We start from the raw sequence: 26,663 nt of genomic DNA, 5'->3' as shown, positions 1-26,663 counted from the left end.
ATGACGGGGGTGACTGGGATGACGGGGATCGGTCACCCCTGCCGCTCGTCCGTGCCCGCCACCTTGCCCGTCGACAGGGCCACCCGGTTCCAGGTGTTGATCGTGAGGATGAGGGCGAGGACGTGGGCCAGTTCCTCCTCCTCGAAGTGGGCGGCGGCCTCGGCGTAGACGGTGTCGGGGACGCCTCCGTCGGCGACCAGGGTCACGGCCTCCGTCAGGGCGAGCGCGGCCTGCTCCCTCGGCGTGAAGAAGTGCCGGGCCTCACGCCAGACGGCGACCATGTGGAGCCGGTCCTCGCTCTCGCCGGCCTTGCGGGCGTCGTTGGTGTGCATGTGCAGGCAGTACGCGCAGTGGTTGAGGTGCGAGGCGCGGATCTGGATCAGCTCGACCAGCGCGGGGTCGAGGCCCTGACGGGCGGCGGCGTCGAAGCCGATGATCGCGCGGAAGACCTTCGGCGCGGCCTTCGCGAAGTCGAGTCGGGTGCGGCCGGCCTCGACGGCAGCGATCGCGGCGGTGACCTCGGGTGCGAGGGTGGTGTCGGGTGCGGAGGTGACGTCGGGTGCGGTGGTGACGTCGGGTGCGGTGGTGATCGTGTTCGTCGTCATGGCTTCAACCTACGGGCCGAAAAGACCGGCAGTAGGGTGCATTTCCATGACGGAATCATGGGTCAATTTCGCGGAGCGGATCGGTGCCGACCTGCACCTTGAGCTGTCGGGTCCGGGCGGGCGGCGGGCCGCGCTGATCCGGGCGCTGCGGGAGGCCGTACGCAGCGGACGGCTGGCTCCGGGCACGCGCCTGCCGCCGTACCGTTCGCTCGCCGCCGACCTGGGCGTGGCCCGCAACACGGTGGCCGACGCGTACGCGGAGCTGGTCGCGGAGGGCTGGCTGACCGCCCGTCAGGGTTCCGGGACCCGGGTCGCCGAGCGGGCGGAGCCGCTGCGCGGCGCCGTACGGACCCCTGTGAAAGCACGTCCCCGCGCGCGTGGGCCGCGGCACGATCTGCGGCAGGGCGCGCCCGAGGCCTCCGCATTCCCGCGGGCCGCCTGGGCGGCCGCGTACCGCCGGGCGCTGCAGGCCGCGCCGAGCGAGGCGTTCGGGCCCGGGGATCCGGCCGGGCGGCGGGAGCTGCGGGAGGCGTTGGCGGAATACCTGGCACGCGCGCGTGGCGTGCGGACCGAGCCGGACCGGATCGTCGTCTGCTCGGGCTTCGCGCACGCGCTGCGGCTGCTGTTCGGCCAGGGCGGCCAGGGCGCGGGCGGGGTGCTGCGCGGTCCACTGGGCGTGGAGGCGTACGGGCTGGGTTTCCACCGGGAGCTGCTCGCGACGGCCGGCGTGCGGACGGTGCCGCTGCCGCTGGACGGGGACGGCGCGCGCGTGGACGTACTCCGGCGGGAGCGGGCCGTACTGCTCACGCCCGCGCACCAGTTTCCGACCGGCGGCCCGCTGCATCCGGAGCGGCGGGCGGCCGTGATCGACTGGGCACGCGCGCGGGGGACGGTGGTGCTGGAGGACGACTACGACGGCGAGTTCCGCTACGACCGCAGACCCGTCGGCGCGCTCCAGGGCCTCGACCCGGAGCGGGTGATCCACATCGGGTCGGTCAGCAAGAGCCTGTCGCCGGCGCTGCGGCTGGGCTGGATGGTGCTGCCGGAGCGGTACGTCGGGCGCGTGCTCGCGGCGAAGGGGGAGCGGGAGGGCTGGGCGAGCGTCCTGGACCAGCTGGCGCTCGCGGAGTTCATCGTCTCCGGGTCGTACGACCGTCATGTGCGGCGCATGCGGCAGCGCTACCGGCACCGGCGTGACCGGCTCGTCGCGGCGCTCGCCGCGCACGCGCCGCATGTCGAGGTGACGGGTCTCGCGGCCGGTCTGCACGCGGTGCTGCGGCTGCCGCAGGGCACCGAACGGTCCACGGTCAAGGCCGCCGCATGGCAGGGCGTCGCCCTGGACGGCCTCGCCGCGTTCCGGCATCCGCAGGCCGAGCCGACGGCGGGTGACGGACTGGTGGTGGGGTACGCGGCCAGCGCCGAACACGCCTACGGCGCGGCACTGGAGGCCTTGTGCACGGTCCTGCCGCCCGGGTGAGGGAGCGGACGAGACTCCCACGGACCCGAGACTCCCCCGACTCCGAGAGTCCCCCGGCCCCGGGCCCCCGGCCCCGAGAGTCCCCCGGCCCCTGCCGCCTACCCCTTCCGGGCCACCGCCCCGTACCCCGGAATCACCCCGTCGTCCTGCCCCGGGACCGGTTCGCCCAGTTCCGGGTGCCACTTGTGGACGATCTCCACGCCCGGCTCGATCAGTTCGAGGCCGGAGAAGAAGCGGGCGAACTCCTCTCTGGAGCGCAGGGCCAGGGTGACGCCGGCCGCCTTCAGCTTCGCCACGGCGGCCGCCGACTCCTCGGGGGTGAAGTCGGCCGTCGCGTGGGTCATCATCAGGTAGCTGCCGGCGGGCAGTTCGGACAGCAGGCGGGTGACCAGTTCGTGCGCGCCGTCCTCGTCGGGGACGAAGTGCAGCAGGGCGACGAGGGAGAGCGCCACCGGGCGGTCGAGGTCCAGGATCCGGCGCGCGCCCGCGACGATCGCGTCCGGATCGCGGACGTCGGTCTGGAGGTACTCGGTCGCGCCCTCCGGTGTGCTGCGCAGCAGGGCCGCCGCGTGGGCCAGCACGATCGGGTCGTTGTCGCAGTGGACGACGCGGGCGTCGGGCGCGACCCTCCCCCACTGCCCGAAAGGCGTGGGAGGTACCCCCAGGCGACCTGGTGCAGACTCGGCTCGGTGGGTATGCCCGTGCCGATGTCCAGGAACTGCCGTACGCCCTGCTGGGCCAGCCAGCGGGTGGCGCGGTGCATGAACGCCCGGTTGACGCGGGCCATCACCGGCACCCGGGGGTCGAGGGCCAGCATCTGCCGGCCCATCGCCTCGTCGACGGGGTAGTTGTCCTTGCCGCCGAGATACCAGTCGTACATCCGCGCGGGATGCGGCTTGCTGGTGTCGATCTCGACCATTGATCAAGCACCCATCAATTCAGCGTCAGACAGAGGAGTTGAGGGAACGGTCACACAAGGAGGTCACGACAGCAGGAAGTCGGCCTCCCCCGCCTTGGCGCCCTCGATGAAGGCGGTCATCTCGTCCGTGGTGTAGATCAGCGCCGGTCCGTCCGGGTCGGTGGACTGGCGCACGGCGATCCGGCCGTCGGCCAGCTTCATCGCCTCCAGGCAGTTTCCGCCGTTGCCGCCGCTCCAGGGCTTGTGCCACCCCTCGCTGCCCAGCTCCCGCGCGGGCATGCCGTTGTAGACGTGTCCGCGGGGCTTGATGCGATCCATTCACAGCTCCTTGCGGAGATCCTGGAGGATCTCCTTCGTGCGTTGTGCCGTAGCGGCCTGCGCCGCCATGCGGTCCATGACCTCCAGGTGGGTCGCCACCTCGGTGCGCGCGTCCAGATAGACCGCGCCGGTCAGGTACTCGCTGTAGACCATGTCCGGCAGTTCTGACATGGCAAATCGGAACAGCACGAAGGGCCCGTACGTCCCCGGGTGCGGCCCGCCCGCGAACGGGGCCACCTGGAGCGTCACATGGGGCAGCTTCGCGGCCTCCAGCAACCTGTCGATCTGCGCGCGCATCACCTCCGGGCCACCGACCTGACGACGCAGGGCGGTCTCGTCCATCACCGCCCAGAATCGGGGGGCGTCGGGACGGGTGAGCAACTCCTGGCGTTGCATGCGCAGTGCGACGTGCCGCTCGATGTCGTCCGGGCTGGTCTGGCCGATGGCACCGGACGTGAGCACACCGCGCGCGTAGTCCTCGGTCTGGAGCAGGCCCGGGACGAAGTGCGGCTCGTACGAACGGATCAGGCTCGCCGCGCCCTCCAGGCTGACGTACATCGAGAACCAGCCCGGCAGGATGTCGTGGAACCGCTGCCACCAGCCGGGCTTGTTGGCGTCCTCGGCGAGTTGGACGAAGAGGTCGGCCTCGTCGTCGGGAACGCCGTAGGCCTTCAGCAGCAGTTGCAGGTACGGGATCTTGAGAGCGACCTCGGCCATCTCCATACGGCGGATGGTGGCGGGCGCGACACGCAGGACGCGGGCGGCCTCCTCGCGCTTCAGCCCGGCGCGTTCCCGCAGGTCCAACAGGCGCCGGCCGAGGACCACCTGGCCCACCGTCGGCGCGGACCGCGGCTCGCTCACGCTGCCACCTCCACCGAAAGCCTCACTCCACCGAGAGCCGCACAGCCATGTTTCCCGACAGCCCTGCGGCGCCGTTCGAAGATTCATTCGAAGACCGGGCGGGCCTTCGATGCCCTCAATTGGCGCCGCTCGACGTGCTGTTGCGAGCAGTGTGCCACGGCCCCTGACCAAGTCACACAGCACTCTGCAATTTTCAGAGTGACACTTGCCAAGTGTTCACGGCGGGGAGATAGTGGCAAGCGTGATTCCGTCCGCGCCCTTAGGAACAGACGCCGCCGCAGACCGTTCCGGTCTCGGTGCCGCGTCGGGAGCAGCCCCTCAGCGGGACGCTGCCGAGCGCCGGTTCCGCTTCGAGCTGGCCGCACATCCGGGTTCCGTCGCTCAGGCGAGACGCCTGGCGCAGGCCCGGCTCACCGGCTGGTCGGTGTGCGCGGACACCTGCGAGAGCGCAGCCCTGGTCATATCCGAGCTGGTCACGAACGCGATCGTGCACACCGCGAGCAGCCGTGTCGTGTGCGAGCTGCACGATCACGACAACATCGTGCGTATATCCGTCAGTGACGAGGGCTGTGCTCCCGGCGAACCCCACCCGTCCCCGCAGCGACCGGACGAGGAGCACGGGAGGGGATTGTTTCTCGTCGACGCGCTGTGCCGGGCCTGGGGTGCCCAGGAGCACGGCCCCGGCCTGCTCGTCTGGGCCGACCTGCCGCGGCAGACCGACGCCGCCCCCGGCATCGCCGACCCCTGCAACGACCTCGGCTGGGGCGCCCGCCCCAAGCCGGACCGTCCGGACGACTCCCGCGAGGACGAACCGACGGGGACCGGCCATGAGGACACGGAACAGGCCGTCCCGGGCGGGCACGCGGTCACGCAGCCACGCGGACACGGGACGTACGGCACACACGGGGTTGCGGAGCCGCTCGGTCACGAGTCCCACGGCACACACGGGGTTGCAGAGCCGCTCGGTCACGAGTCCCACGGCACACACGGGGTTGCAGAGCCACTCGGTCACGAGGCACACCGCACGCACGGGACCGGGGCGCAACTCGGGCACGACGCAAACCCCACGCACGGGACCGGGGAACAGCTCGGACACGAGGCACGCCACACGCACGGAGCCGCGGAGCCTTCGTTGTCCCAGGCGCCCGAGTGGCAGCACCGCCACATGCTGCCGGAGCAGCGGATGTATCAGGCAGCCGAGCAGTACGGCTACGGGATACCCGAGCCGCGCCGGCACGGCGGCCTGCCGGAGCCGCACCGGCACCGGCCCCCGGACCGCCCCTGGCACCAGCCGCTGCACCGGGCTCCCGAACAGCACCGCGCCGGGGAACGGCCGTGACCGGCGGACCCGACATCACCGGCGCGGACCAGAACGACACCGATGCGCCCGCCGCCGAGCGTCCGATCGGTCTCGACACCCTCGTCCGGATGCAGCGCCGGCGGCCCGTCCCGGACGCGCCCCGACGGCTGCTGCTCCCGGAGGGCATGACGGCCCCGCTCGGCTGTGACGCGGTGGCCGTGCCGGACCGGCTCGGCCCGCTCGTCGTACCGCGGTTGCCCCGGCTGGGCTGTGTGTACACCGACGGCGCGCAGTGGTGGTGGATCGTTCCGGCAGACTCCGACTACGCGCTCCCCTGGCCGTCTCCCGCCCAGTACGCCCCCGGCGCCCTGGTCACCGTGCCCGCCCGGCTCATCCATCGCCCCGAGGGCACGGTGCCGTACACCCCGCCGATTCCGCTGTACCTGGCCATGTGCCGAGCGCTGGGGACGGCGCCGGACTGGTCTCGGGCTCAGCCGCTGCGCTTGCTCGGGTCGTGACGCCGCGCCCTTTCAGGTCGGCTGCCTCAGTCGGCTGATCGGCCGACGGCCCCTCCCGTACCCCTCGTACGCCCCCCTCGCTCCCCCGCGCGCCCTGCCCGCCGTCGGTCCGCCTGGGGATAGTGGCGGTCGGTGACGCGCCGGGAGGTGGGCGGTGGGGAAGCGGCGGGACGCGGCTGAGCCCGTGGTGTCGGAGTCCGAGCGGCTGCTGTTCGGGGGGCCGCTGCGGTACGACATGGGGTGGAACGAGCACGCGGACGCCTTCCTGGAGCTGAGCTTCCGCGCGATGGTGGTGCGGCTGCCCGGCATGCTGGCGTCCAGTCTCCGGCTGGCCCTGCAGGCGGACGCCCGCGCCGCACGGGTCGTACTCGCCGCCGAGGCCGTCCGCGGCGCCGCCCAGGCGGTGATCCTGCTGGCCGTGAACAGCGTGCTCCGCGAGCTGCTCGCCGGCCCCGACGTCGGGCAGCGGCTGCGCTCGGCCGCCCCCGCCCTGTTCGCCGTGGCCGCCATGTCCCTGGTGAACGCCCTGCTGCGGGCGGCCTCCACCTATGCCACGGGGCGGCTGGAGCCGAAGGTCGAGCGGGTGGCGACCGAGCTGTATCTGGAGCGGGCGGCGAACGTGGAGCTGGCCGCGATCGAGGACCACGCCTTCCACAAGCTGCTGGACACGGCCCAGTACGGCGCCGAGTCCGCCCGCCGCATGATCTCCTACGGCACCCGGGTGATCAGCGCGCTGATCTCGCTGATCGCGGCGGCCGGCGTGCTGGCGGTGCTGCATCCGGTGCTGCTGCCGCTGCTGGTCACGATGACCCTGCCCAGCGCCTGGGGCGCGCTGACCAACGCGCGCCGGCGCTACGAGTCCTTTCACACCTGGGTGCAGCACGCCCGGGCCGGCCGGCTGATCAGCAACCTGCTCACCGAGCCCGCCGCCGCTCCGGAGATCCGGGTGCACGGGGTCGGGCCGTTCCTGCTGCGCCATTTCCGGTCCATGTCGGAGACGGCGGAGGCGGAACAGGCCCGGCTGTCCCGGCTGGCCGCGCGGACCGGCCTGATCGCGGCGGGCTGGACGGGCCTCGCCACGCTCGCGACGTACGCCACGCTGGGCGCACTTCTGCTGGCCGGTGCGATGGCCCTGTCGGTGGCCGGTACGGCCGTGATCGCGATCCGTACCGGTGCGTCGAGCCTGGACACGCTGGTCCTGGAGATCAACCAGCTGCACGAGGAGGCCCTGTTCGTGGGCGATCTGCACCGGCTCTACGCGGAGGCGGCGAAGCGGGCCGTCCCGACGGGCGGCGAGGCCCTGCCGGAGGATCCGAAGGAGATCCGGTTCGAGAACGTCACGTTCAGCTATCCGGGCGACCCGGCCCGTCCGGGCGACTCGGCCCGTCCGGGCGACCCGGCCCGTCCGGGCGACCCGGTACGCCCCGCTCTGGACGACGTCACCCTCAGCCTGCCGCTCGGCCGGATCATCGCGCTCGTCGGCGAGAACGGCTCGGGCAAGACGACGCTGGTCAAGCTGCTCGCGGGCCTGTACGTCCCGGACCGGGGCCGGATCCTGTGGGACGGCGTCGACGCGGCGCGGGCCGACCGGCGGCTGCTCGCCGAGCGTGTCGCGATGGTGGCGCAGGACTTCAAGCGCTGGCCGTTCACCGCCCGGGTGAACGTGGCCGTCGGCCGCTCCTCCGCGCCCCTGACCGAGGAGGCCCTGGCCGCGGCGGTCGCCGAGGCGGGGGCCGAGGAGGTGGTCGCGGGTCTGCCGCGCGGCCTGGACACCCTGCTCGCCCGCAACTTCAGCGGCGGGCACGAGCTGTCCGGCGGCCAGTGGCAGCGGCTCGGCATCGCCCGGGCCGCGTATCGGCGCGGGCGGCTGCTGATCGTGGACGAACCGACAGCGGCGCTGGACGCACGGGCCGAGCTGGAGGTGTTCGAGAAGATCCGGGCGCTGGCGGGCAGCGGGCAGACGGTCGTGCTGATCACCCACCGGCTGGCCTCGGTGCGGCACGCCGATCTGGTGCATGTGCTGGAGCGGGGGCGCCTGGTGGAGTCCGGCACCCCGCAGGAGCTGCTGGCCAGGGGCGGTGTCTATGCCGAGCTGTACGCGCTCCAGGCGGACCAGTTCACGGCCCGGGTGCCGGCGCCGAAGCCCGCCTGAGCCGGCTCACTCAGCGCCGTCGCCGCGCACGATCACCAGGAACATGTCCGTCGCGAGGTCCATGACGACCTCGGCGGGCAGGCCTTCCAGACGCCGGGCGTGCGCGAACTCCTCAGCGGGCCGGGACCCCCGCGGACCACCGGCGGGAAAGCGTTCGAGCACCGTTCGCCCGTTCACCATCTCGCACCTCCAGAAAGCGTCGCTCTGAGAGGAGTTAACGCCCTGGAGAACGGAATCGCCTCGCCGAGTGACGGGACTGAGACATTACCGACACCCGTTCGGCGCGGACCACGAGAATCCGCTCACTTTGCGACATGAGCCGGACACGCCATGTCCTCGAACGTCACCCGCTGTGTCAGCCGTCGTACTCGTCGTGCAGGCGCAGCCGGTCGCTGCCGGCGGGGCTGCGGCCCAGCGCGGTGAGATCGAGCAGACCGGCGAGCGTGCAGGCGCCGTCCAGCCCGTCCTCGAAGACCGAGTAGGTGTGGAAGACCCGGTCGTGGTCGCGCAGGAAACAGCTGATGCCCGGGCGCTCGGCCAGGCCCTGGTCGGACTCCACGGTGGCCTCGAAGTCGCGGTTGAAGTCGCCGTAGGACGGCACGTACGAGTACCAGGGCACCGTCCAGCCCATCCGTGCCTTGAACGGCAGGAACCGGGTGAACGGGGCCCGGGAGACGGATGCGAACGAGGTGTTCCGGGCGCGCAGATGGGCGAGATGGCCGAGCTGGTCGAGGAAGGCCGAGCAGCAGGGGCAGCCCGCCTCCCACTCCGGCGCGAACATGAAGTGGTGCACGACGAGCTGGGCCCGTCCCTCGAAGAGGTCGAGGAGCGTGGCCTTGCCGTCGCCGCCCTCGAAGACGTACTCCGTGTCGACCTCGACCATGGGCAGCCGCCGCCGCTGCGCGCTCAGCTCCGCGCGCGCCCGTCTGACCGCCTCTTCCTCGCGCTGCAACTCCTCGCGCGCCACGCGCCACTGCTCGCGCGAGACGATCTCCGGAAGCGACATGGGCCCTCCTGTCCGACGGTCGGTTCGGGATGGTGACCGTCGCCGGGGGCGGAACTCATCGCCGGGCGCGAAGATTTTTCAGTAGGTCACGGGCAGGGCCCTGAGCCCCCGGGCACGCATCGACGGACGCCAGGACAGTTCGGTGTCGGCCAGGGCGAGTTCGGGAAGGCGTTCCAGCAGGGCGGCCAGGGCGATCTCCGTCTCCGCGCGGGCCAGCGGAGCGCCGAGGCAGTAGTGGATGCCGTGCCCGAGGGCGAGATGCCCGGCGGCGTCGCGGGAGAGGTCGAGCCGGTCGGGGTCGGGGAAGCGGTCCGGGTCGCGGTTGGCGGCGGACAGCGAGACCCAGACCGTCTCGCCCGCCGGGATGGTCACCCCGGCGATCGTCACGTCCTCGACCGGGAACCGGCGCATGGCCAACAGCATCGGACCCTCATGACGGGCGAACTCCTCGACCGCCGCCGGGAGTTGCGCCGGATCCTTGCGCAGGGCGGCGAGCTGGTCCGGGTGCTGGAGGAGGGCCAGCACGGAGTTGCCGATGAGCTGGACCGTGTTCTCGTACCCGGCGAAGAGGATGAGGAAGGCCAGCGACATCAGCTCCTCCTCGCCGAGCCGGTCGCCGTCGTCGCGTACGGCGATCAGGTCGGAGAGCAGATCGTCGGCCGGCTCCTCGCGTTTGGCGGCGACGAGCCGGGTGAGGAAGCCCAGCATCGATGCCATGGCCTCCTTCGAGGCGTCCGGGCGGGCCGGGTCGGGGGCCGTGAGACAGTCGGTCCACTGCCGGAAGTCCAGCCGGTCCCCCTCCGGGATGCCGAGCAGGTCGCAGATGACGGTGATGGGCAGCGGGGCGGCGTAGGAGGCGACCAGGTCGGTACTGCCGTGCGGCCCGAGCGCGTCGAGGAGCCGGTCGGCGGTACGGCGGATCGGCGCGCGGAGCTGCTCGACGCGGCGCGGGGTGAAGGCCCGGCCGACCAGGCGCCGGATGCGGGTGTGGTCGGGCGGGTCCATGTTGAGGAGGTTGGCGTCGAGCGCGGGCGGCAGCGACAGGCCCTTGTACCTACCGGCTACACCACTCCGCTTGTCCAGCGACAGCCGCGGGTCGGCGAGCGCGGCCCGGACGTCCTCGTACCGGGTGACGAGCCAGGCGGGAGTGCCGTCGGGTCCGGCGATGCGCTGCACGGGGGCGGTGTCCCGCAGGCGCCGGTAGACGTCGTAGGGGTGATGGATGAGGCCGTCCGCGAGTTCCATGCGCATCAGCCTACGCGGCGTCAGGTCTCGTGCACCTGACCTGGCGGGCGTAGGCATGCAGTACTCCAACTCACGTACGAGTTAAGGAATTTCGAGGTGAGCGGTGGCTCGCAGCCGCACAAGCAGCACGCGGGTCCGCCATATGACTGCGCGAGTCCGCCGTACGACTGCACGGCTACGCGGCTACGCGGCGGCGGGCAGCGGGGGTGCCTCGATTCCCTGAAGCTCCAGCTCGGTCAGGGCCTCCCGCAGTTGGCGGATGTGCCGGGGGGTGAGCCGGCCGGTGTCGTCGAGGTGGACGGCACAGGCGGTGGTCGTGTCGACAAGTCGCTCCAGGACGTCCGCGACGGCGTCCGTGCCCGCGGTGTGCCGGGCCAGCGCGGGCAGTTCGGCGGCGGCGAGGGCGATGGCGGTGCGGGCCTCGGCGAGGGTGCGGTAGGCCTCACGGCGCAGTGCCCAGCGCTCGGCGCGAGCGTCGAGGGACTCACCCTCGGCGCGAGCGTCGACGGACTCACCCTCGGTGCGATCGCCGACGGACTCACCCTCGGTGCGATCGCCGACGGACTCGCGCTCGGTGCGGTCACCGGACTCGCCGAGGACGTGCACGAGGTAGGCGTGCGCGGCGTTTCCGGCCGCGGCGAGCCGGGCCCGTACCCCGCCACCGCGCTCCCCCGGCATCGGCAGGTGCCCGACGACCAGCACGAGCGCGCAGGCGAGCAGCGTCTCGCCGATGCGGCTGACGGAGGTGACGGAGGCCTGCGGTTCGCCGCCGACCATGACGAGCGCGAGGACGAGGACGGTGACGACGGCGGTCAGCGCGGCGAAGTGCCGGGTGGCGACCGGGACGAGCGCCCCGCAGACCGCGACCAGCGCGATCAGCCCCGCCGGGTGCGGCAGCAGCGCGGCGAGCCCGGCGAACACCAGGGCGCCCAGCACGGTTCCGGCGGCCCGGCACAGCACCCGGGAGGCGAGCGGCCCGAGGTCGGGCTTGACGAGGAAGACGGCGGTGGCGGGCAGCCAGTACCAGTGCTGGTGCTGCCCGTACCAGCGGGCGTGGTGCAGCGCCTGGGCGATGGCGGCGCTGGCCCCGAAGCAGAGGGCGACACGCAGCCCGTACTCGCGCCCGCCGGTGCCGAACGCGGCCCGGACCACGTCCTTCGGGCTCTGCCGGCGAGCGAGCAACCGGTGGTCACGGCTCTCGGCCCGGTCGAAGGCCTCGGCGGCGTGCAACAGGGCGTCGTCCAGCGCCCGCAGGGCGGGCGCCGAGCGGTGCGGGGCGGGCAGCGGGCCGGTGCCGGTGTTGCCACGGACGGCGGCGGCGAGCCGCCGGGGGCCCTCCGCCGCCCGCGCGGCGATGGGCTCTCCGGCCCAGTACAGGGCGGTGGCGGCCTCGGCGAGGGGCAGCGCGGCCGCGTACTGGGCGTGCAGCCGGCGCTCGGCGGCGGAACTGGCGTACCGGCGCAGCCGGGGTCCGGCGAGGGCGTCCTGGGCGTGGTCGAGGGCGGCGGTGAGCGCGGCCCGCCGGGCGGTGGCGTGGTCACCGCCCACGGCGTCGAGAAGGGCGGCGACGGCGTCGTACACATCGGCGACCGCCTCCCGCTCCCCGTCGAACCGGAAGTCCCCGGCGAGCGAGCCGGGCGTGGGCAGCGCGAGCCGCAGCAGGATCAGCCACCCGGCGCCGGCGAGGAAGGCGAGCGCCCGCTGCCAGCCGCTGATGGCTGCGGGCATCCCGGCGCCGAGGGCCGCGGCGACGAGCAACTGCGTACCGGCGGCGGAGGCGACGGGTCCGACCGCGCTGATGCCGCCGGCGGCCAGCCCCAGCAGGGTGAGCACGAGGGTGAGCGGTACGGCGGTCAGGCCCTGCCCGGCGTACGTCCCCACGAGCAGCCCGAGGCCACCGGCCAGCGCGGGCACCCCGAGCCGTTTGACGGAGGCGCGCCGGCTGCCGGGACGGTCGTTGATGCCGGCGAGCATCGCGGCGATGGCGGCGAGCACGCCACTGGGCAGCCGGTCGGCGAGCACCCCGGCGAGCAGCAGGGGTCCGGCGGCGAGCGCACCCCGGGTCACCGCGCTCCAGGGCACGGGACCGCGCTGGGTGCGCAGGGCGTGGGCGAGCCAGAGGGGTGCGGCGGGCCGGGACACGGGGCTCCTGTTCGTACGAGGGCGGGGTGGGGATGGGGGTGCCTTCGGACGACGGCGGCCGGGTGGGCTGTGCTTCCACGGTAGGGCGGGTTTGCCGTGCGAACCGGGCGATCAGGTTTCACCCATGTGAAAGGTGCCGAGTGGACCGGTTTCTTTATGAACGCAACTCATGCACGCACCTCATGCACGGACCTCGCCAACGCACCTCATGCACGCACCTCGCAAACGCACCTCATGCACGTACCTCATGCACGCACTTCATGAACGCGATGCCGCGATGGCCTCCTCCGCCTGAGCCACGGCGCCGAGCAGGGCGGCCGGTTCGGCCCGCAGCCCGCCCACGACGGCGTCGATCCCTCGCAGCCCGGCCCGCTCCAGCAGCCGCTTCTCGTTGGTCACCCACTCCCCGCGCGCCGCGAGCACCCCGTGCGCGGCCTGGGTGGCGGCGGTGGCGATGGCTCCGGCGGTCTCGGTGAGCCGGCCGTGGGGGGCGTGGTTGGCCTTGGCGTAGCCGAGGGTGACGCGAGCGGTGCCGTGCCAGCGCTCGGCGGCGCTGACCCGCAGCTTGTCCGGGTAGCCCGCCGGGCGCGGAAGGGTGCCCCTGAGCACCTGGTTGACGGCGAGTTCGGCCACGAGCAGGTACGTGGGAATGCCGGCGAGATGGAAGAGCAGCGGCTCCACCCGGAACCGTCCCTCCTCGGCCTCCGCCAGCTCGTGCTCGACCACGTCGAGATCCCGGTAGTGCACATCGACCCGGCGCCCGTCGACGTTCAGCCAGGCCCCGCCGTTGAACACCCCGCCACCCCAGCCGCCGACCTCGGACACCTCGCCCTCCCAGCCGACGGCCCGCAGGTCATCGGGGTCGAAGGGGCCGCGGTAGTAGATCGCCATGTCCCAGTCGCTGTCGGGGCGGTGGGTGCCCTGGGCCCGGGAGCCGCCGAGAGCGACGGCCTGCACGGTGGGCAGGGCGGCGAGGCGGTCGGCGGTGGCGGCGAGAAACCGGGAGTCGGTCGACTGGTCCATGCCCTCAGCCTGCCGCAGCCACCCCGAAGCCCGCTCCCGAAATTCCGTCGAGCCCTGCGTGCGCAGGAGGCCGCGAGCCCTGCGTGCGCAGGGGACGGTGAAGTCCGATCAAGCGGATCACATCGTTCCGCACATTTCCTGCACCTCTCGGCACGGTCTTCCCTCGCTTGGACTACCGTTACGCCTTGCGCACACCGCATGACCAGGGCGAAAGGACGGGACTCACGTGAACGCGGCGCCGCTGAGCCCGGAGGATCCGGTCAGGCTCGGTGACTTCGAGTTGCTGGGCCGCATCGGTCACGGCGGTATGGGACAGGTGTACCTCGGCGAGTCACCAGGTGGTGAGCCCGCGGCGGTCAAGGTCATCAAGCCGGCGGTGGTCGACTCGGAGACCCGGTTGCGCTTCGCCCAGGAGGTGGAGGTGCTGAAGACCGTGTGGGGTCCGCGCATCGCCGCCTTCATGGACGCGGACCCCGGGGCCGACCAGCCCTGGCTTGCCACCGAATACGTGGACGGCCCGGACCTGCGCCGACACGTGGCCGACTGCGGACCGCTGCCCGCGGCGCTGGTCGCCTCGCTCGGCGCCACCCTCGCCGAGGCACTCTCCGGCGTGCACAAGCAGGGCCTGCTGCATCGCGATCTCAAGCCCGCCAACATCCTGCTCGGTCCGAACGGCCCGAAGATCATCGACTTCGGACTCGCGGTCTTCACGGAGTCCAGCGCTTCCCTGACCGCCCCCAACACGGTCCTCGGCACGCCCACCTGCATGGCACCGGAGCAGGCGAACGGCATCAAGCCCCTGCTCGCGCCGGTCGACGTCTATGCGCTCGGTGCCGTGCTGCTGTACGCGGCGACCGGCCACTACCCGTTCCAGGCCGAGAACATCCACGCTCTCTTCCATCTGATCACCAAGGCCGACGCGCAGCCGGACCTGACCGGTGTCCCGGACCAGCTGGTCCCTCTGCTGACCGCCATGCTGGCCTACGACCCGAACGCCCGGCCCACCCTGCAGGGCGTCGTGCAGCAGTGCCGCGCCGTCATCGAGAACGAGGGGCTCACCGTCGCACAGGCGCGCCGCCGCCTGACCACGTACACGGCGACCACGGCGACCACGACGGTTACGACGACCACGACGGCCACGACGTCTCCGGCCATCGCCCCGGCGCCCCCCGCCCCCTCCCCTCAGGACCTGCCCACAGTCACGGCTCCCCAGCAGCCCGGCCCACCCGCCCCCGCCGAGCCGGCACCCCCATCAGCCGTCCCCTACACCCCGACGGTGAGGGAGCACCCTGCGCACTCTGCGCACCCTCCGCACCCCCCGCAACGGCCGCACCCTCCGCAGCGGCCGCGCCCACCGCGAGTGGGTCATTCCGCGCAGGCCAGGCGCGTGGCCCAACAGCTGCGTGAGACCTACGCTCAACGAGCCAAGTTCTGACATCCGACTGACACCCGACCCCGCCGACACCCCCGTTCTCGCGCAGGAGGCAGCCCCGTGACCGTCGAGCCGTCCGGCGTTGCTGAGACCGTTCCTCTCAGCAGCGATGAAGGGGACGCGAAGTATCCGCCCGGCTCGCAGATCGAGGTCCGCGACGAGGAGTGGCTGGTCCGCAACGTCCGGCACACCGCCCACGACGGTGACCGTATCGAGGCGGTGGGTGTCTCGGAGTTCGTGCGGGACCAGGAAGCCGTCTTCTTCACCAAGCTCGACGACGTGCAGTTGATGGATCCGCGCAGGACCAGGCTGGCCTCCGACGACTCCCCGAACTTCCGGCGCAGCCGCCTCTTCCTGGAGGCCATTCTGCGCAAGACGCCGCTTCCGCAGTCCGAACGCGGACTGGCCCTCGCGGACACCTTTCTCCTCGACGCGCTGCCGTATCAGCACCGGCCCGCGCAGCTGGCGTTGTCCGGCAGGAACCTGCGTCCGCGCATGCTCATCGCCGACGTGGTGGGCCTCGGCAAGACGCTGGAGATCGGGCTGACGCTCGCGGAGCTGATCCGCCGGGGCCGCGGCGAACGCATTCTGGTCGTGACCCCCCAGCACGTCCTGGAGCAGTTCCAGCACGAGTTGTGGACCCGCTTCGCGATTCCGCTGATCCGTCTCGACTCGGTCGGCATCGAACGCATTCAGCGGGAGATCCCGGCCGGCCGCAACCCGTTCACGTACTTCAAGCGGGTCATCGTCTCCATCGACACCCTGAAGAACACGGACCAGTACAAGCATCATCTGGAGCGCATCACCTGGGACGCGGTCGTGATCGACGAGTCCCACAATCTCATCAACCGCGGCTCGCTGCGCAATCAGCTGGCCCGGCTGCTCGCCCCGCAGACCGACGCCCTGATCCTCGCCTCGGCCACCCCGCACAACGGCGACGCCCGTTCCTTCGCCGAGCTGATCTCCCTGCTCGACCCTGCCGCGATCCGCGACCCGGAGCGTTACGAGGCGAAGGACATCGAGCACCTCTTCATCCGGCGTACGAAGATCAGCCCCGAGGTGCGCGAGCAGATGAGGGGACAGTGGGCGGACCGCGGTCCCAGCGTCTCGGTGCACTGTGCGGCGACCCCCGCCGAGGAGAAGATCTTCGAGGAGCTGGCACAGGTGTGGCTCCCGCGGGACGACGGCACGCCGTCGGTGAGCGAGAGCCGCCTCTTCCCGTACACGCTCCTCAAGTCCTTCCTCTCCTCGCACGTGGCCCTGGCCGCGACGGTCGACGCCCGGATCAGGACGCTGAAGGCGAAGGAGGACCCGGCGCCGGACGCCGAGCTCGCCGCGCTCCGGCGTCTGAGCGACCTGGCGTTCGTCATGACGGAGACGGACTCGGCGAAGTTCGAGTCTCTGGTGCGACAGCTGCGGGAGATCGGCGTCGGGCCGCAGAGCGACACCCGGGTCGTCGTCTTCTCCGAACGCGTGCAGACCCTGGAGTGGCTGCGGGAGAAGGTCCCTGCGGCTCTCGGCTTCAAGGGCAGGGCCCAGCGGGAAGCCGCGCGCGTCATGCACGGCGGCCTCTCCGACGAACAGCAGATGCAATGCGTCGAGGACTTCGGCCTGGCGGACACGCCGGTACGTCTGCTGTTCACGGGTGACGTGGCATCCGAGGGTGTCAACCTGCACCGCCAGTGCCACCACCTCATCCACTACGACGTCCCCTGGTCGCTGATCCGCATCGAGCAGCGCAACGGCCGTATCGACCGCTACGGACAGGCCCACCAGCCGCAGTTCCGGGCGTTGATCCTCACCAGCGAGACGGACGGCGCGAAGGACGACCGCACGGTCGCCGAGCGCCTGCTGGAACGCGAGGACGAGGCGCACCGCAGCCTGGGCACGGCCGAGGCGGTCTCCGGTCTCTACCGCGCGGAGGCGGAGGAGAAGTCGCTGATCCAGGACCTGCTGCGAGGCCGTACGGTCGACGAGTCGCTGGACGCCACGGCGCAGGCCGCCGTGGACGAGGACACCGGCACCGACTTCCTGGCGGACTTCTTCGGCGCGGTCGGCGACGGCACCGGCGATCCCGACGCGCCCGACGCGTCCGACGACCCCCACGGCACGGTTCCGCCCGCCCCGGCGGACGTACCGCGCCTGTTCGCCGGCACACGGGACTTCATCGACGACGCGATCCGCGAGGTCTTCCCCGACGCGCAGCGGCAGCTGGAGCTGGACCAGGACGCCGAGACCGGCCTGATCTCCTTCCGGCCGCCGTCCGACCTCGTCCACCGCATGAAGTCACTGCCGCCGGACTACCGACGCGAACAGCGCCTGCACGAACGCCTGCTGGTCACGCTGAACCGCAAGCTCGCCGACCTCTCCCTCGTCCGGGCCCGGGAGTCGTCCTCGTCCAGCTGGCCGGAGATCTCGCTCCTCACCGACCTCCACCCGGTGGTGGAGTGGCTGACGGACAAGGTGCTGGTGCGGCTCGGCCGTCAGGAGGCGCCGGTCATCACGGCGGACGTCGACGCTCCCACCTACCTCGTCCAGGGCATCTTCTCGAACGCGCTGGGCCGGCCGACCGTGGTGAAGTGGATGGCCGTGCAGCGCGGCGAGGTCACCGACGACATGGTGGGCATACTGCGCCGCGCGGGTGTCGGCCCGACCATGGCCAACCCGCTGCACGACCACGACCTTCACCTGCTGAGTTCGGGTATCCCGGGCGCCCTGGAGGCGGCCGAACGCTTTCTGCGCCGGCACAGCGCCGCCTGGGACAAGGCGCTGGCCGACCCGATCGAGAAGTACAAGCAGCGTCTCGGTACGTGGGAGCAGCCGACACTGGCGGGCGAGCGCACCAAGACCGACCTGGCCGGTCTGGCCGACTCTCTCCTGACCACCGGCCGCCCGATGCTCCGCGTCCTCGCCGTCCTCGACTCCACCGACTGATCACCCGAGCCCCGAGGTCCATTCCGTCATGTCGTACGACTCCCTCGTCAACCGCGGCGACTACTTCTCCGCGCACTACCTGGCCGAGGTCTTCCCGAAGGACCTCAAGGCCGGACTGCTCGCGACCTGGAAGGAACGGGAGGAGGCGGCCGCCCGCCCGGCAGAGGGCACGGACGCCGAGGACGCCCTCCCGGTGACACCGCGCCTGGGCCTGCGCGAGCTGCGCCGCCCCTACTTCCGGGCGCGCGCGTCCTTCGCGGAGGCTGCGGCCGAACCGGACGACGACGCGACGACCTACGACGCCCCGTCCTGGCGTGAGCGGGCGGCGGCCCTCAACGCCGACGTCCTGCGAGCCCTGGGCTACGACGCGAAGCCGCAGACGCTGACGGTGGACCGCGCGGACCACACCTACGAGATCCAGGTGGCCCACGCCGAGCCGGGCCTGGTCGCCCTGGACTGCGGCTGGGCGGCGGAACCGGACGCGGCCCTGGACCCGGCGGGCCCCGGCCGCCTCCTCCATCCCCTGGCCGTCGACGCCTCCACCGAGATCACGACGGGCTCGAAACTGGCGTCGTTCCTGTTCGCGACCGAGGAACCCCCACGGTACGTCCTGCTGCTGGTCGGCGGTGTGGTGATCCTGGCCGACCGTACGGTGTGGGGCGAGGGCCGCTACCTGGCGGCCTCCCTGGACGCGGCGCTGGAACGCAACGACACCCGTGCGGGCGGCGAACTCGACACCCTGGCGGCCCTGTTCGGTGCGGACTCCCTGCGGACGCCGGAGGAGGGCGGCGAGAACCCGCTCGCCACGCTGGTCGACAAGTCGACGAAGCACGCGGTGGGCGTGTCGAGCGACCTGCGCGACGGGCTTCGGCTGTCGGTGGAGCTGATCGCGAACGAGGTACTGAACCGCATCCGCGCGAAGGGCCTCCGCCCGGAGGAGATCGCGGAACTCCCGGAACTGTCCAAGCAGTTGACACGTGAGTCGCTGCGCTACCTGTACCGCATCCTGTTCCTCCTCTACGCCGAGGCCCGCCCCGAACTGGGCATCCTGCCGTCGGACTACCCCGAGTACCACCAGGGGTACGGCCTCGGGCGGCTCGGCGAGCTGGTGGCGGAGCGGGATCTGGTGGGCGAGAAGGCCCGCGAGGGTACGTACCTGTACGACTCGTTGGACCTGCTCTTCCGCATGGTCCAGGAGGGCTACCGCTCCCGCCGGACGCATGGCGCAGCCGCCGAGACCGTCGACGACGTCGTATCGGAGGACATCGGCCTGCGCTTCGAGCCCCTGCACTCCAAGCTCTTCGAACCGGAGTCGATCCGCCTGATCGGCCGGCGCTCGGTGGTGGACCCGCGCTTCGACGAGGACGAGACCGGCGAGCCGGTGTACGTCGACACCCGCCTGCGCAACGCCACCCTGTACCGCGTCCTGCGCCTGCTGATGCTCACCCGGGGCAGGAAGGGCGAGCGCGGCGGCTTCATCTCCTACGCCCAGCTCGGCATCAACCAGCTCGGTGCCGTGTACGAGGGCCTGATGTCGTACTCCGGCTTCGTGGCGGACGAGGAGCTGTACGAGGTCGCCAAGGGCGGCTACTCGAAGGACGGCTCCTGGCTGGTGCCCGCATCGAAGGCGGACGAGTACCCGGACTCTGTCTTCGTCCGGCGCCGGGACGAGGAGACCGGCGAGGAGGTGCGGGTCCGATACCGCCCCGGTTCCTTCGTCTACCGCCTCTCCGGCCGCGACCGGCAGACCTCTGCGTCGTACTACACGCCCGAGTCGCTGACGAAGGTCACGGTGCAGCTCGCCTTGCAGCACCGCCTGGACCAGGACGGTGAGGTGACCGAGGCACGGGAACTGCTGGACTGGAAGATCTGCGAGCCTGCGCTCGGCTCGGGCGCGTTCCTGAACGAGGCCATCAATCAGGTGGCGGCGGAGTATCTGCGGCGCCGGCAGGACGAGTTGGGCGTCGCCATCGACACCGAGAAGTACGCGGTCGAGCTGCAGAAGGCGAAGGCGTACATCGCGCTGCACAACTCGTACGGCGTGGACCTGAACTCGACGGCTGTGGAGCTGGCCGAGGTCTCGCTGTGGCTGAACACGATGCATCCGGGGATGGAGGCGCCGTGGTTCGGGCTGCATTTGAGGAGGGGTAACTCGCTGATCGGCGGCCGGAGGGAGGTGTATGCCGCCGAGAGACTGAAGAAGGGGGGCTGGCTGGGGGCCACTCCGGAGCGCTTCCCGTTGACGGAGGCGGGCGAGGGGCTTCCGGAGGGGGCTGTTCATCACTTCCTGCTGCCCGCGAAGGAGTGGGGCTCGGTCGCGGCCGAGAAGGAGGCGAAGGCGCTGGCCCCTGAGGGGGCCAAGGCCCTGGGTGCGTGGCGGAAGGCCGTCACCAAGTCACCGTCCAAGAAGCAGACCGAGCGGTTGCAGGGGCTGGCCCGGCGGGTCGAGTACCTGTGGGGGCTGGTCGTACGACGCCTGGAGATCTCCGAGCGGGACATCTCGCGGCGGATCGAGGTGTGGGGCGCGGAGGGTGATTGGCTGCGGTCGCCTGAGGTGGCTGTGCAGCGGGAGAAGGTCCTGGCGGATCTTGAGGCCGTCGACACGCCTTACTGGCGCCTGAAGACGCTGATGGACGCGTGGTGTGCGCTGTGGTTCTGGCCCGTGCAGAGCGCTGCGCTCCTTGACGGGAGCGATGAGCGGTACCGGCGGGTCGTCGAGCTGGAGCAGTCGGGGGCGTTCGAGTCCTCCTCGGGCGCGGATGTGCTCATGTCGTGGGAGGCCGATGCGCTGCCTGGTTTCGGGGTCGAGGCCAAGCAGGTCGAACTGACCCGGGGTGACTTGGACAAGCGGCGCAGTGGGCGCCGGAAGGAGGCGGTGGGTGAGCAGCGCCGCGCTGTGATTCCGCTGGCCGACCTTGACGACTGGCTGGACTTCGCGGAGTCGTTGCTGGGGCGCCGGGATGTGCCTTCGGACTCGCTGATCTCCGAGTTCGAGCGGCTGGATGAGCTTGAGCCGTATGAGGATGGGCTGCCGGATTTGATGGGTATGGATCCGGCTCATCATTTGGAGGAGCGGTATCCATGGGCGGGGGTTGCTCGGGATGTTGCTGGGCAGCAGGGGTTCTTTCATTGGGAGTTGGAGTTCGCGCAGGTGTTTGCGCGGGCGGGTGGGTTTGATTTGCAGGTGGGGAATCCGCCTTGGGTGCGGCCTGATTGGCTTGAAGACGCAGTTCTCGCGGAGTTTGAACCTTGGTTCAAACTGGCAGAAGACCCCACCACAGAGGAGAAACGTCTACGCAAAGCGGAAGTTCTCAACTCAAACGACACCTATTACCTCTCCGAATTGAGCCAGAACTCTGGAATCGGGACGTTCCTTAGCTCGGCATGCACTTACCCGCTTTCCGGCGGAACGCGCCCAAATCTTTACCGCGTCTTCATGCAGGCAACTTGGCAACACTCAGACCAGGCAGGAATTATCGGCCTGATTCACCAGGACACCCACTTCGATGGTGTCAAGGAAGGCGGCATCCGCGAGGCCGCTTACTCCAGGCTCCTAGTTCATGCAAGCTTTGTTAACGCAGGAAACTGGGCCTTTGAGGCTGGTCGAACCCTTGAATTCGGAATCCACATCTACGGACACCCTAAAGATATTGACTTCCTCAACCTGAGCCAGCTATATAGCGCGGAGACGCTAATTGAATCCTTGAGGCATGACGGAACCGGCGAGATGCCTGGGCAAAAATTCCGCGGGGATTGGGATCGACGCCCACATCGCAGCAGGATTGTTCGGGTAACCAGGGATCAACTCGCCCAATGGCGTCGCCTTGATGGCGATACCCAGAACCCGGTGTCCCAGACTCCACTGCGATACCCCATCACGAGCGCCGAACAGGGAGTAATCTCTGCCCTCTCCGCGGCCCCCGCAAGAATTGGTGAGGCAAGCCCATGGTTCAGCAGAGGGTTCGACGTGAATGCCGCAAAAAAGAAGGGACTTATAAGAGATGTCCTTCACCAGCCCGACAGTTGGCACGAGGTGATTCTCCAGGGGTCCCACATCTCCGCCTCCACGCCGTTTTCGAAACAGCCAAACATGCCCATGAAGAACTCCAAGGATTGGTCTCCGTGGGACATTAAAAATATTCACGCGAAATCAATCCCCAGGACACTCTTCGCGCCAGCATGTGCGATAGAGGAACTCGTGAGCCAACAGGAGTCCTGGCCCTCGAAATCTGATACACACAAGCCTGTCGAATTCTTTAGACTGGCCTGGAGAAGGGTAATCGACCCAAAGAGCACAGAGAGAAGCCTATTCGCTGCAATTATCCCTCCCGGACCGACCCACAACGACAGTATTTTCTGTGTCGCGTGGCCAGATCCGAGACTCACGGTATTGCAGGCCGGAATGTGGTCTTCTCTGCCGATGGACTACCTGCTTCGCCTCTCCGGTAGGTCAAACTTCCAAACAACCGACATGGAGAAGATGCCAGCTGCCGACCCGAATCACCCGCTCGCCGATGCGCTGCTAATCCGAGCGCTGCGCCTGAATGTCATCACGGACGCCTACTCCACACTATGGGAAGACCTTTGCAATCCAGCACGACTAGAAAAGGAAGAATGGGCCTATAATGGATGGCTTAACCTTCGACCCATTGCAGCCGACCTCACATCACGCTGGAATGCAGATTCCCCCCTGCGGTCGGAGTATCAGCGCCGGGCCGCCCTGGTGGAACTGGACGCCCTGGTAGCCGTCTGGTTCGGCATTACCGCGGAGCAGCTCGTTGCTATTTTTCGGTCAAGGTATCCAATTCTCATGAATCGTGAGGATTCGATGTACTTTGATGCAAATGGTCGCCGAATTGCAGCGGATCCGTACGCGTATGGATATAGGCAAAACAAATCTTCGTACGAAGCACTCCTTCAGCACTTGTCTGACCCTGCCCATGTAGAGCCTCCCGAGGGCTACCAGGCCCCCTTCTACAAGGCCGACCGAGAAGCCGAAATGCGGGCCGCGCACGCGCACTTCCAGGCCCGCCTGGACGCGGAGATCGCCGCCGGCCGCTGGTCACCACCGGAACCCGCCTCGGCATGACGAAGGGCCCTCGGCACGTGACGTACGCGCCGAGGGCTCTCTCGTTGTCAGACCGCAGCGAACTCCACGAACGCGCTCCACGTGCCGGGCTCCACGGTCAGTGCAGGTCGGCTCGTGTCCTTGGAGTCACGGACGTGCACAGCGTCCGAGGTGGCGGCGACCTCGACGCACTCGCCGCCTTCGCCGCTGCTGTAGCTGCTCTTGACCCAGGTCAGCGCTTCGACGCTCATGTCTCCCCTAGCAACTTCTCAATAAGGGCCAGCGATTCTCGCGGAGTGAGAGCCTCGGCCCGCAGGATCCCGTACTGCTCCTCGAACGCGCGGACCGACTTCCGCTCCGTGTAGAGACGGCTGTCCTTGTGCGCCTCCACATACGCGATCCTCCGCCCTTCCTTGGTTTCGATCAAGGTGAACGGACCAGCCAGCCCAGCATGCTCTTCCCGCTCCGTCGGCATGACCTGGATCTCGACGTTGCGCCGTTGCCCGATCAGAAGCATCTGCTCCAGCTGGCCCCGCATCACCGACCAGCCGCCCAGCGGGCGCCGTAGAACCGACTCCTCGATGACGAAGCTGATGGTGGGCATCGGCACCCGGGAGAAGATCTCCTGTCGGGCCAGCCGCGCTGCGACACGTTGCACGACCGTCTCCTCGTCCAGCAGCGGACGCCGCATGGTGAACACGGCTCGCGCGTACTCTTCCGTCTGCAAGAGCCCCGGTACAGCCTGGGCGGCGTACACGTGGAGCTCAACCGCCTCTGCCTCCAACCGCGCCGCATCCCGAAAGAACGCCGGATACTGTGCCCGAGCCACCTCCTCCTTACTGGCACTCAACACCCCACCCGCACTCAGCAGTTCATCCGCCTGGTCGATGAACTTGGGCGGTGGAATCCGCCTCCCCTGCTCGAAGGAAGCAATGGTCGACGCGGAGTACCCCACCATCGACCCGAACGTCGCCCGGTCCAGCCCCGCCCGCTCCCGGAACAGCTTCAGTTGCCGCCCGAAGACGACCAGGATGCCCGTACCGACCTCGTACTCGCCCTCCGGCGCCCGCACTTCCTCACTCACACCCCGGCTCCTTCCATCCCCGTACCCGAACGGTCACGCCCCACCCCGCGTACAGGCAGACCACCGCCCCGTACAGCCCGCAAGGCGTCAGCAGTTCACCCCTGTAAACGTTACTCACTGTGCACCACCGTTAACCGCATGAAGTCGGAAACTCATGAGTTCGCCATGCGGTTCACCTCCACCCCGCGCGGTGCCCGCCTCGCCCGCCGTCTCGTCTCGCACCGACTGAACGAGTGGGGCCACCCTTACGCCACCCCGCTCAACGACACGCTCACCCTCATCACGGCCGAGCTCACCGCGAACGCCGTACGCCACGGACACGTGCCCGGACGCGACTTCCACCTGCAACTCACGTACGTCGACGGCACGTTCCGTATCGAGGTGTCCGACACCCGAGGCGAACGGCTTCCGTGCCCCACCCGCCCGCAGGAGGATCCCGGCGCCGAGTCCGGCCGGGGGCTCCTCCTCGTGGACGCGCTGGCCGACAAGTGGGGCGTGGCCCCTCGCCCCTCCGCGCCCGGCAAGACCGTATGGGCGGAGGTCCTCGATGACTGAGCGGCCGTCAAACTCCCGCCCTGTTCGGAGATTTCGTGAAGGCGGTCGATCTTCCGCCGATATCCTTGCCCTCGCTACTGCCCCTGGCCACGGGCGCAAGCCCCCTGGCCCCGGAACGGATTGGCGCGCCGCTTGGACAGCCGATTTCTGCGACTCCGCGTGGAGAACTTCCGCACGCTGACCCGGATGGAGCTGCCCCTGGGGCCCCTCGCCGTCCTGGTCGGACCCAACGCGGCGGGCAAGTCGAACGTTCTCAGGGTGTTCGAGTTCCTCGCGGACGTGGCGAGGGCCGGAATCGAGGCCACGCTGGACGCACGGGGCGGATACGAGGAGATCGCCTACCGGGGCGGCGACCACACCCTCTCGGGGATGCACATCAGTCTCGAAGGACTGTGGAGCGAGCACGCCTCCGAGAGGTTCCCGGACGAGTACACCCTCAGCCTGCTCCGCCGACGGGTGGCGGGTGACAGCCGTGGCCGGTACCACTTCTCGCGCAGGGAGCGGTTCGTTCTGCATACCGAACCCGGCGCGGAGTCAGCCTTCGACCTCTTCCAGGACACGGCGGCCGTCGACAGCGCCGTACCTGGCGAGCAGCCGTCCCGCCCGCCCGAGATCCCCCGGATGGCCACCGGACTCCAGGCGGACACCCTTCCCCTGCCCGCCGGCGGTCCTTCCGCGACCGCGATACGCGGGCTGGCGAAGCATCTCACCGACGTACGGGTCTTCGACGCCGACGTACGTGCCGCGAGGCGCCCCTCGCCGGTCGGGTTCCCGGGGCAGCTCCTGGCCAACGACGCCTCCAACCTCGCCGACTTCCTCCTGGAACTCCGCAAGGACGCCGAGGCCTGGTCCCGGCTGCTGGAGGACGTCACCGCCCTGGTGCCGTCCGTCGAGGACATCGACGTACTCCCCAGCCGTGGGCACTCCGACCGGGTCGGTGTCCAGCTCAAGGAGCGCAACCTGCGCGGCCGTACCAGCCTCGCGGACGCCTCCTTCGGCACCGTGCGCATCCTGTGTCTGCTCGCCCTCCTGCACGATCCGAACCCACCGGTGCTGACGTGCATCGAGGAGATCGACCACGGACTGCATCCGCACGCCCTTGAGCTGGTCGCCGAGCGGATGCGCGAGGCGAGCGAGCGGACGCAGCTGATCGCCACCACGCACGCCCCGGTCCTCGTCGACCAGCTCGTGCCCGAGGAGGTCGTGATCTGCGAGCGGGACGAGAAGGGCGCCTCCCGGATCCCGGCGACCAGCACGGAGCTGATCCACGAGGTGGTCGAGGCGTCCGAGGGGCTGCCCCTGGGCGAGCTGTGGTTCTCGGGGGCGCTGGGCGGAGGACGGTAATGGCGTCGAACAAGCGGGGCGGTGCCGCTCCTGCGAAGTCGGTGATCGTCATCGCGGGGGAAGGGCAGAACGACAGGGATGTACTGAAGCATCTCGTGCCTGCCCTGGGACCGTGGCCCAGGACGAGGCGCCCGAAGCTCGTCGAGATAAAGACGAAGATGGCGCTCAGCAAGGCGCAGGGCCAACTGGTCCCCCGGCTCGACAAGCTGCGCATGCTCGCCAACGGTCTGGCCCAGAAGGCCCAGGCCCAACTCGCCGGAATCGTCGTGCACGTGGACCTCGACGCCGTCATAGACGAACGCTACGACGAGCGCCGCAAGCAGCTCGCCGGCGGCCTGCAGAAGACCTTCGGCTGCGACACGGCCCTCGCGCTGGCCGCCGACGAGATGGAAGCCTGGCTGATGCTGTTCCCCGAAGCCTTTGAGAAGGTCAGACCTGGGTGGCGACTGTCCGACCAGGACCGCAGGCGCGATCTCGGTGCCATAGCGGAGGGCTCGAAGGAACGCCTGAAGGCCCAGCTGACCCAGCCCCCGTACCGGGAGAGCGACGCACCTGAGGTCATGAAGGCGGCCGTGGCACACAACCTGCTCACCCAGTGCGATCCGAGCCGCAACCGCTCGTACGCCGACTTCGCGGCCGAACTCGAACAGTGGACGTGACCAGCCCGGTGGCAGCCCCGC

At 70.1% G+C, this 26,663-nt stretch carries 19 protein-coding genes and 2 pseudogenes; 10 read left to right on the top strand and 11 right to left on the bottom strand.

The annotated features are described in order from the left end of the window. Nucleotides 1-32: 32 nt before the first annotated feature. Nucleotides 33-605 (bottom strand): carboxymuconolactone decarboxylase family protein, encoded by a 573-nt coding sequence (locus tag O1G22_RS31530; protein ID WP_270084420.1) that lies wholly within the window; start codon nt 603-605, stop codon nt 33-35. A 46-nt stretch (nt 606-651) separates the two neighbouring features. On the opposite strand from O1G22_RS31530, the gene pdxR reads away from it, so the two are divergent. After that, on the top strand, nt 652-2,082 hold the full coding sequence (gene pdxR, locus O1G22_RS31525; protein ID WP_270084419.1) for a MocR-like pyridoxine biosynthesis transcription factor PdxR: 1,431 nt from the start codon (nt 652-654) through the stop codon (nt 2,080-2,082). Between the two features lie 98 nt (nt 2,083-2,180). Here the strand turns inward: pdxR and O1G22_RS31520 are convergent. The 3 genes and pseudogenes from O1G22_RS31520 to O1G22_RS31510 all read right to left on the bottom strand — a co-directional run bounded on the left by O1G22_RS31520 (nt 2,181) and on the right by O1G22_RS31510 (nt 4,180). Then, nucleotides 2,181-3,001: pseudogene (locus tag O1G22_RS31520) on the bottom strand (SAM-dependent methyltransferase). A 63-nt stretch (nt 3,002-3,064) separates the two neighbouring features. Next, nucleotides 3,065-3,319 carry a DUF397 domain-containing protein gene (locus O1G22_RS31515; RefSeq protein WP_071382716.1) on the bottom strand — a complete coding sequence of 85 codons (255 nt, stop codon included), beginning with the start codon at nt 3,317-3,319 and terminating at the stop codon, nt 3,065-3,067. Next, entirely contained in the window at nt 3,320-4,180 is an 861-nt protein-coding gene (locus O1G22_RS31510; RefSeq protein WP_270084418.1) for a helix-turn-helix domain-containing protein, read from the bottom strand. It abuts the gene before it with no gap. A gap of 205 nt (nt 4,181-4,385) precedes the next feature. On the opposite strand from O1G22_RS31510, the pseudogene O1G22_RS31505 reads away from it, so the two are divergent. The 3 genes and pseudogenes from O1G22_RS31505 to O1G22_RS31495 all read left to right on the top strand — a co-directional run. Beyond that, nucleotides 4,386-5,093: pseudogene (locus O1G22_RS31505) on the top strand (ATP-binding protein); the annotation flags it as partial. 515 nt (nt 5,094-5,608) lie between these two features. Continuing rightward, a complete protein-coding gene (locus tag O1G22_RS31500; RefSeq protein WP_270086602.1) occupies nt 5,609-5,998 on the top strand; it encodes a hypothetical protein in 390 nt (129 codons plus the stop codon). Nucleotides 5,999-6,152: 154 nt separating this feature from the next. After that, nucleotides 6,153-8,150, top strand: a complete 1,998-nt coding sequence (locus O1G22_RS31495; protein ID WP_270084417.1) for an ATP-binding cassette domain-containing protein — start codon at nt 6,153-6,155, stop codon at nt 8,148-8,150. A gap of 6 nt (nt 8,151-8,156) precedes the next feature. Here the strand turns inward: O1G22_RS31495 and O1G22_RS31490 are convergent, their stop codons facing one another. From O1G22_RS31490 to O1G22_RS31470, 5 genes are all read right to left on the bottom strand, one after another. Then, the gene (locus tag O1G22_RS31490) at nt 8,157-8,327 is read right to left on the bottom strand and encodes a hypothetical protein (protein WP_487416693.1); all 171 of its coding nucleotides are present in this window, start codon (nt 8,325-8,327) and stop codon (nt 8,157-8,159) included. 178 nt (nt 8,328-8,505) lie between these two features. Further along, nucleotides 8,506-9,156: a DUF899 domain-containing protein gene (locus O1G22_RS31485; RefSeq protein ID WP_270084415.1), complete on the bottom strand. Its 651-nt coding sequence runs from the start codon at nt 9,154-9,156 to the stop codon at nt 8,506-8,508. A 78-nt stretch (nt 9,157-9,234) separates the two neighbouring features. Next, nucleotides 9,235-10,401: a cytochrome P450 family protein gene (locus tag O1G22_RS31480; protein ID WP_270084414.1), complete on the bottom strand. Its 1,167-nt coding sequence runs from the start codon at nt 10,399-10,401 to the stop codon at nt 9,235-9,237. 183 nt (nt 10,402-10,584) lie between these two features. Beyond that, nucleotides 10,585-12,543 (bottom strand): FUSC family protein, encoded by a 1,959-nt coding sequence (locus O1G22_RS31475; RefSeq protein ID WP_270084413.1) that lies wholly within the window; start codon nt 12,541-12,543, stop codon nt 10,585-10,587. Nucleotides 12,544-12,801: 258 nt separating this feature from the next. Continuing rightward, nucleotides 12,802-13,566 (bottom strand): nucleotidyltransferase family protein, encoded by a 765-nt coding sequence (locus tag O1G22_RS31470; RefSeq protein ID WP_270084412.1) that lies wholly within the window; start codon nt 13,564-13,566, stop codon nt 12,802-12,804. 226 nt (nt 13,567-13,792) lie between these two features. On the opposite strand from O1G22_RS31470, the gene O1G22_RS31465 reads away from it, so the two are divergent. From O1G22_RS31465 to O1G22_RS31455, 3 genes are read left to right on the top strand one after another with little or no spacing between them, the layout of a single operon-like run. Next, complete coding sequence (locus O1G22_RS31465) at nt 13,793-15,001, top strand: serine/threonine-protein kinase (RefSeq protein WP_270084411.1); 1,209 nt, start codon at nt 13,793-13,795, stop codon at nt 14,999-15,001. A 57-nt stretch (nt 15,002-15,058) separates the two neighbouring features. Further along, complete coding sequence (locus O1G22_RS31460) at nt 15,059-17,932, top strand: DEAD/DEAH box helicase (protein ID WP_270084410.1); 2,874 nt, start codon at nt 15,059-15,061, stop codon at nt 17,930-17,932. 28 nt (nt 17,933-17,960) lie between these two features. Further along, nucleotides 17,961-23,021, top strand: coding sequence for a class I SAM-dependent DNA methyltransferase (locus O1G22_RS31455; protein ID WP_270084409.1), 5,061 nt, complete (start codon nt 17,961-17,963; stop codon nt 23,019-23,021). Between the two features lie 47 nt (nt 23,022-23,068). Here the strand turns inward: O1G22_RS31455 and O1G22_RS31450 are convergent, their stop codons facing one another. Together O1G22_RS31450 and O1G22_RS31445 are read right to left on the bottom strand one after the other, a co-directional pair. Beyond that, nucleotides 23,069-23,251, bottom strand: a complete 183-nt coding sequence (locus O1G22_RS31450; RefSeq protein ID WP_270084408.1) for a DUF397 domain-containing protein — start codon at nt 23,249-23,251, stop codon at nt 23,069-23,071. Beyond that, a complete protein-coding gene (locus O1G22_RS31445) occupies nt 23,248-24,084 on the bottom strand; it encodes a helix-turn-helix domain-containing protein (RefSeq protein ID WP_270084407.1) in 837 nt (278 codons plus the stop codon). Before O1G22_RS31445 ends, O1G22_RS31450 begins: the two co-directional genes overlap by 4 nt. Nucleotides 24,085-24,222: 138 nt before the next feature. On the opposite strand from O1G22_RS31445, the gene O1G22_RS31440 reads away from it, so the two are divergent. The 3 genes from O1G22_RS31440 to O1G22_RS31430 all read left to right on the top strand — a co-directional run bounded on the left by O1G22_RS31440 (nt 24,223) and on the right by O1G22_RS31430 (nt 26,642). After that, entirely contained in the window at nt 24,223-24,639 is a 417-nt protein-coding gene (locus O1G22_RS31440) for an ATP-binding protein (protein WP_333492380.1), read from the top strand. Between the two features lie 132 nt (nt 24,640-24,771). Then, a complete protein-coding gene (locus O1G22_RS31435) occupies nt 24,772-25,983 on the top strand; it encodes an AAA family ATPase (protein WP_270084406.1) in 1,212 nt (403 codons plus the stop codon). Continuing rightward, the gene (locus tag O1G22_RS31430; protein WP_270084405.1) at nt 25,983-26,642 is read left to right on the top strand and encodes a hypothetical protein; all 660 of its coding nucleotides are present in this window, start codon (nt 25,983-25,985) and stop codon (nt 26,640-26,642) included. Before O1G22_RS31435 ends, O1G22_RS31430 begins: the two co-directional genes overlap by 1 nt. The last annotated feature ends 21 nt before the right edge of the window (nt 26,643-26,663 follow it).

Source organism: Streptomyces camelliae (genome assembly GCF_027625935.1).
Taxonomy (GTDB): domain Bacteria; phylum Actinomycetota; class Actinomycetes; order Streptomycetales; family Streptomycetaceae; genus Streptomyces; species Streptomyces camelliae.
The sequence above is the reverse complement of the archived record's forward strand: the minus strand, read 5'-3'. Positions and strand labels throughout refer to the sequence as shown.

Bases quoted from the DNA above. Each gene is read 5' to 3' on its own strand.
- O1G22_RS31530 (WP_270084420.1), bottom strand. From the start codon at position 605: ATGACGACGAACACGATCACCACCGCACCCGACGTCACCACCGCACCC.
- pdxR (WP_270084419.1), top strand. From the start codon at position 652: ATGACGGAATCATGGGTCAATTTCGCGGAGCGGATCGGTGCCGACCTG.
- O1G22_RS31515 (WP_071382716.1), bottom strand. From the start codon at position 3,319: ATGGATCGCATCAAGCCCCGCGGACACGTCTACAACGGCATGCCCGCG.
- O1G22_RS31500 (WP_270086602.1), top strand. From the start codon at position 5,609: ATGCAGCGCCGGCGGCCCGTCCCGGACGCGCCCCGACGGCTGCTGCTC.
- O1G22_RS31485 (WP_270084415.1), bottom strand. From the start codon at position 9,156: ATGTCGCTTCCGGAGATCGTCTCGCGCGAGCAGTGGCGCGTGGCGCGC.
- O1G22_RS31480 (WP_270084414.1), bottom strand. From the start codon at position 10,401: ATGGAACTCGCGGACGGCCTCATCCATCACCCCTACGACGTCTACCGG.
- O1G22_RS31470 (WP_270084412.1), bottom strand. From the start codon at position 13,566: ATGGACCAGTCGACCGACTCCCGGTTTCTCGCCGCCACCGCCGACCGC.
- O1G22_RS31455 (WP_270084409.1), top strand. From the start codon at position 17,961: ATGTCGTACGACTCCCTCGTCAACCGCGGCGACTACTTCTCCGCGCAC.
- O1G22_RS31450 (WP_270084408.1), bottom strand. From the start codon at position 23,251: ATGAGCGTCGAAGCGCTGACCTGGGTCAAGAGCAGCTACAGCAGCGGC.
- O1G22_RS31440 (WP_333492380.1), top strand. From the start codon at position 24,223: ATGAAGTCGGAAACTCATGAGTTCGCCATGCGGTTCACCTCCACCCCG.
- O1G22_RS31430 (WP_270084405.1), top strand. From the start codon at position 25,983: ATGGCGTCGAACAAGCGGGGCGGTGCCGCTCCTGCGAAGTCGGTGATC.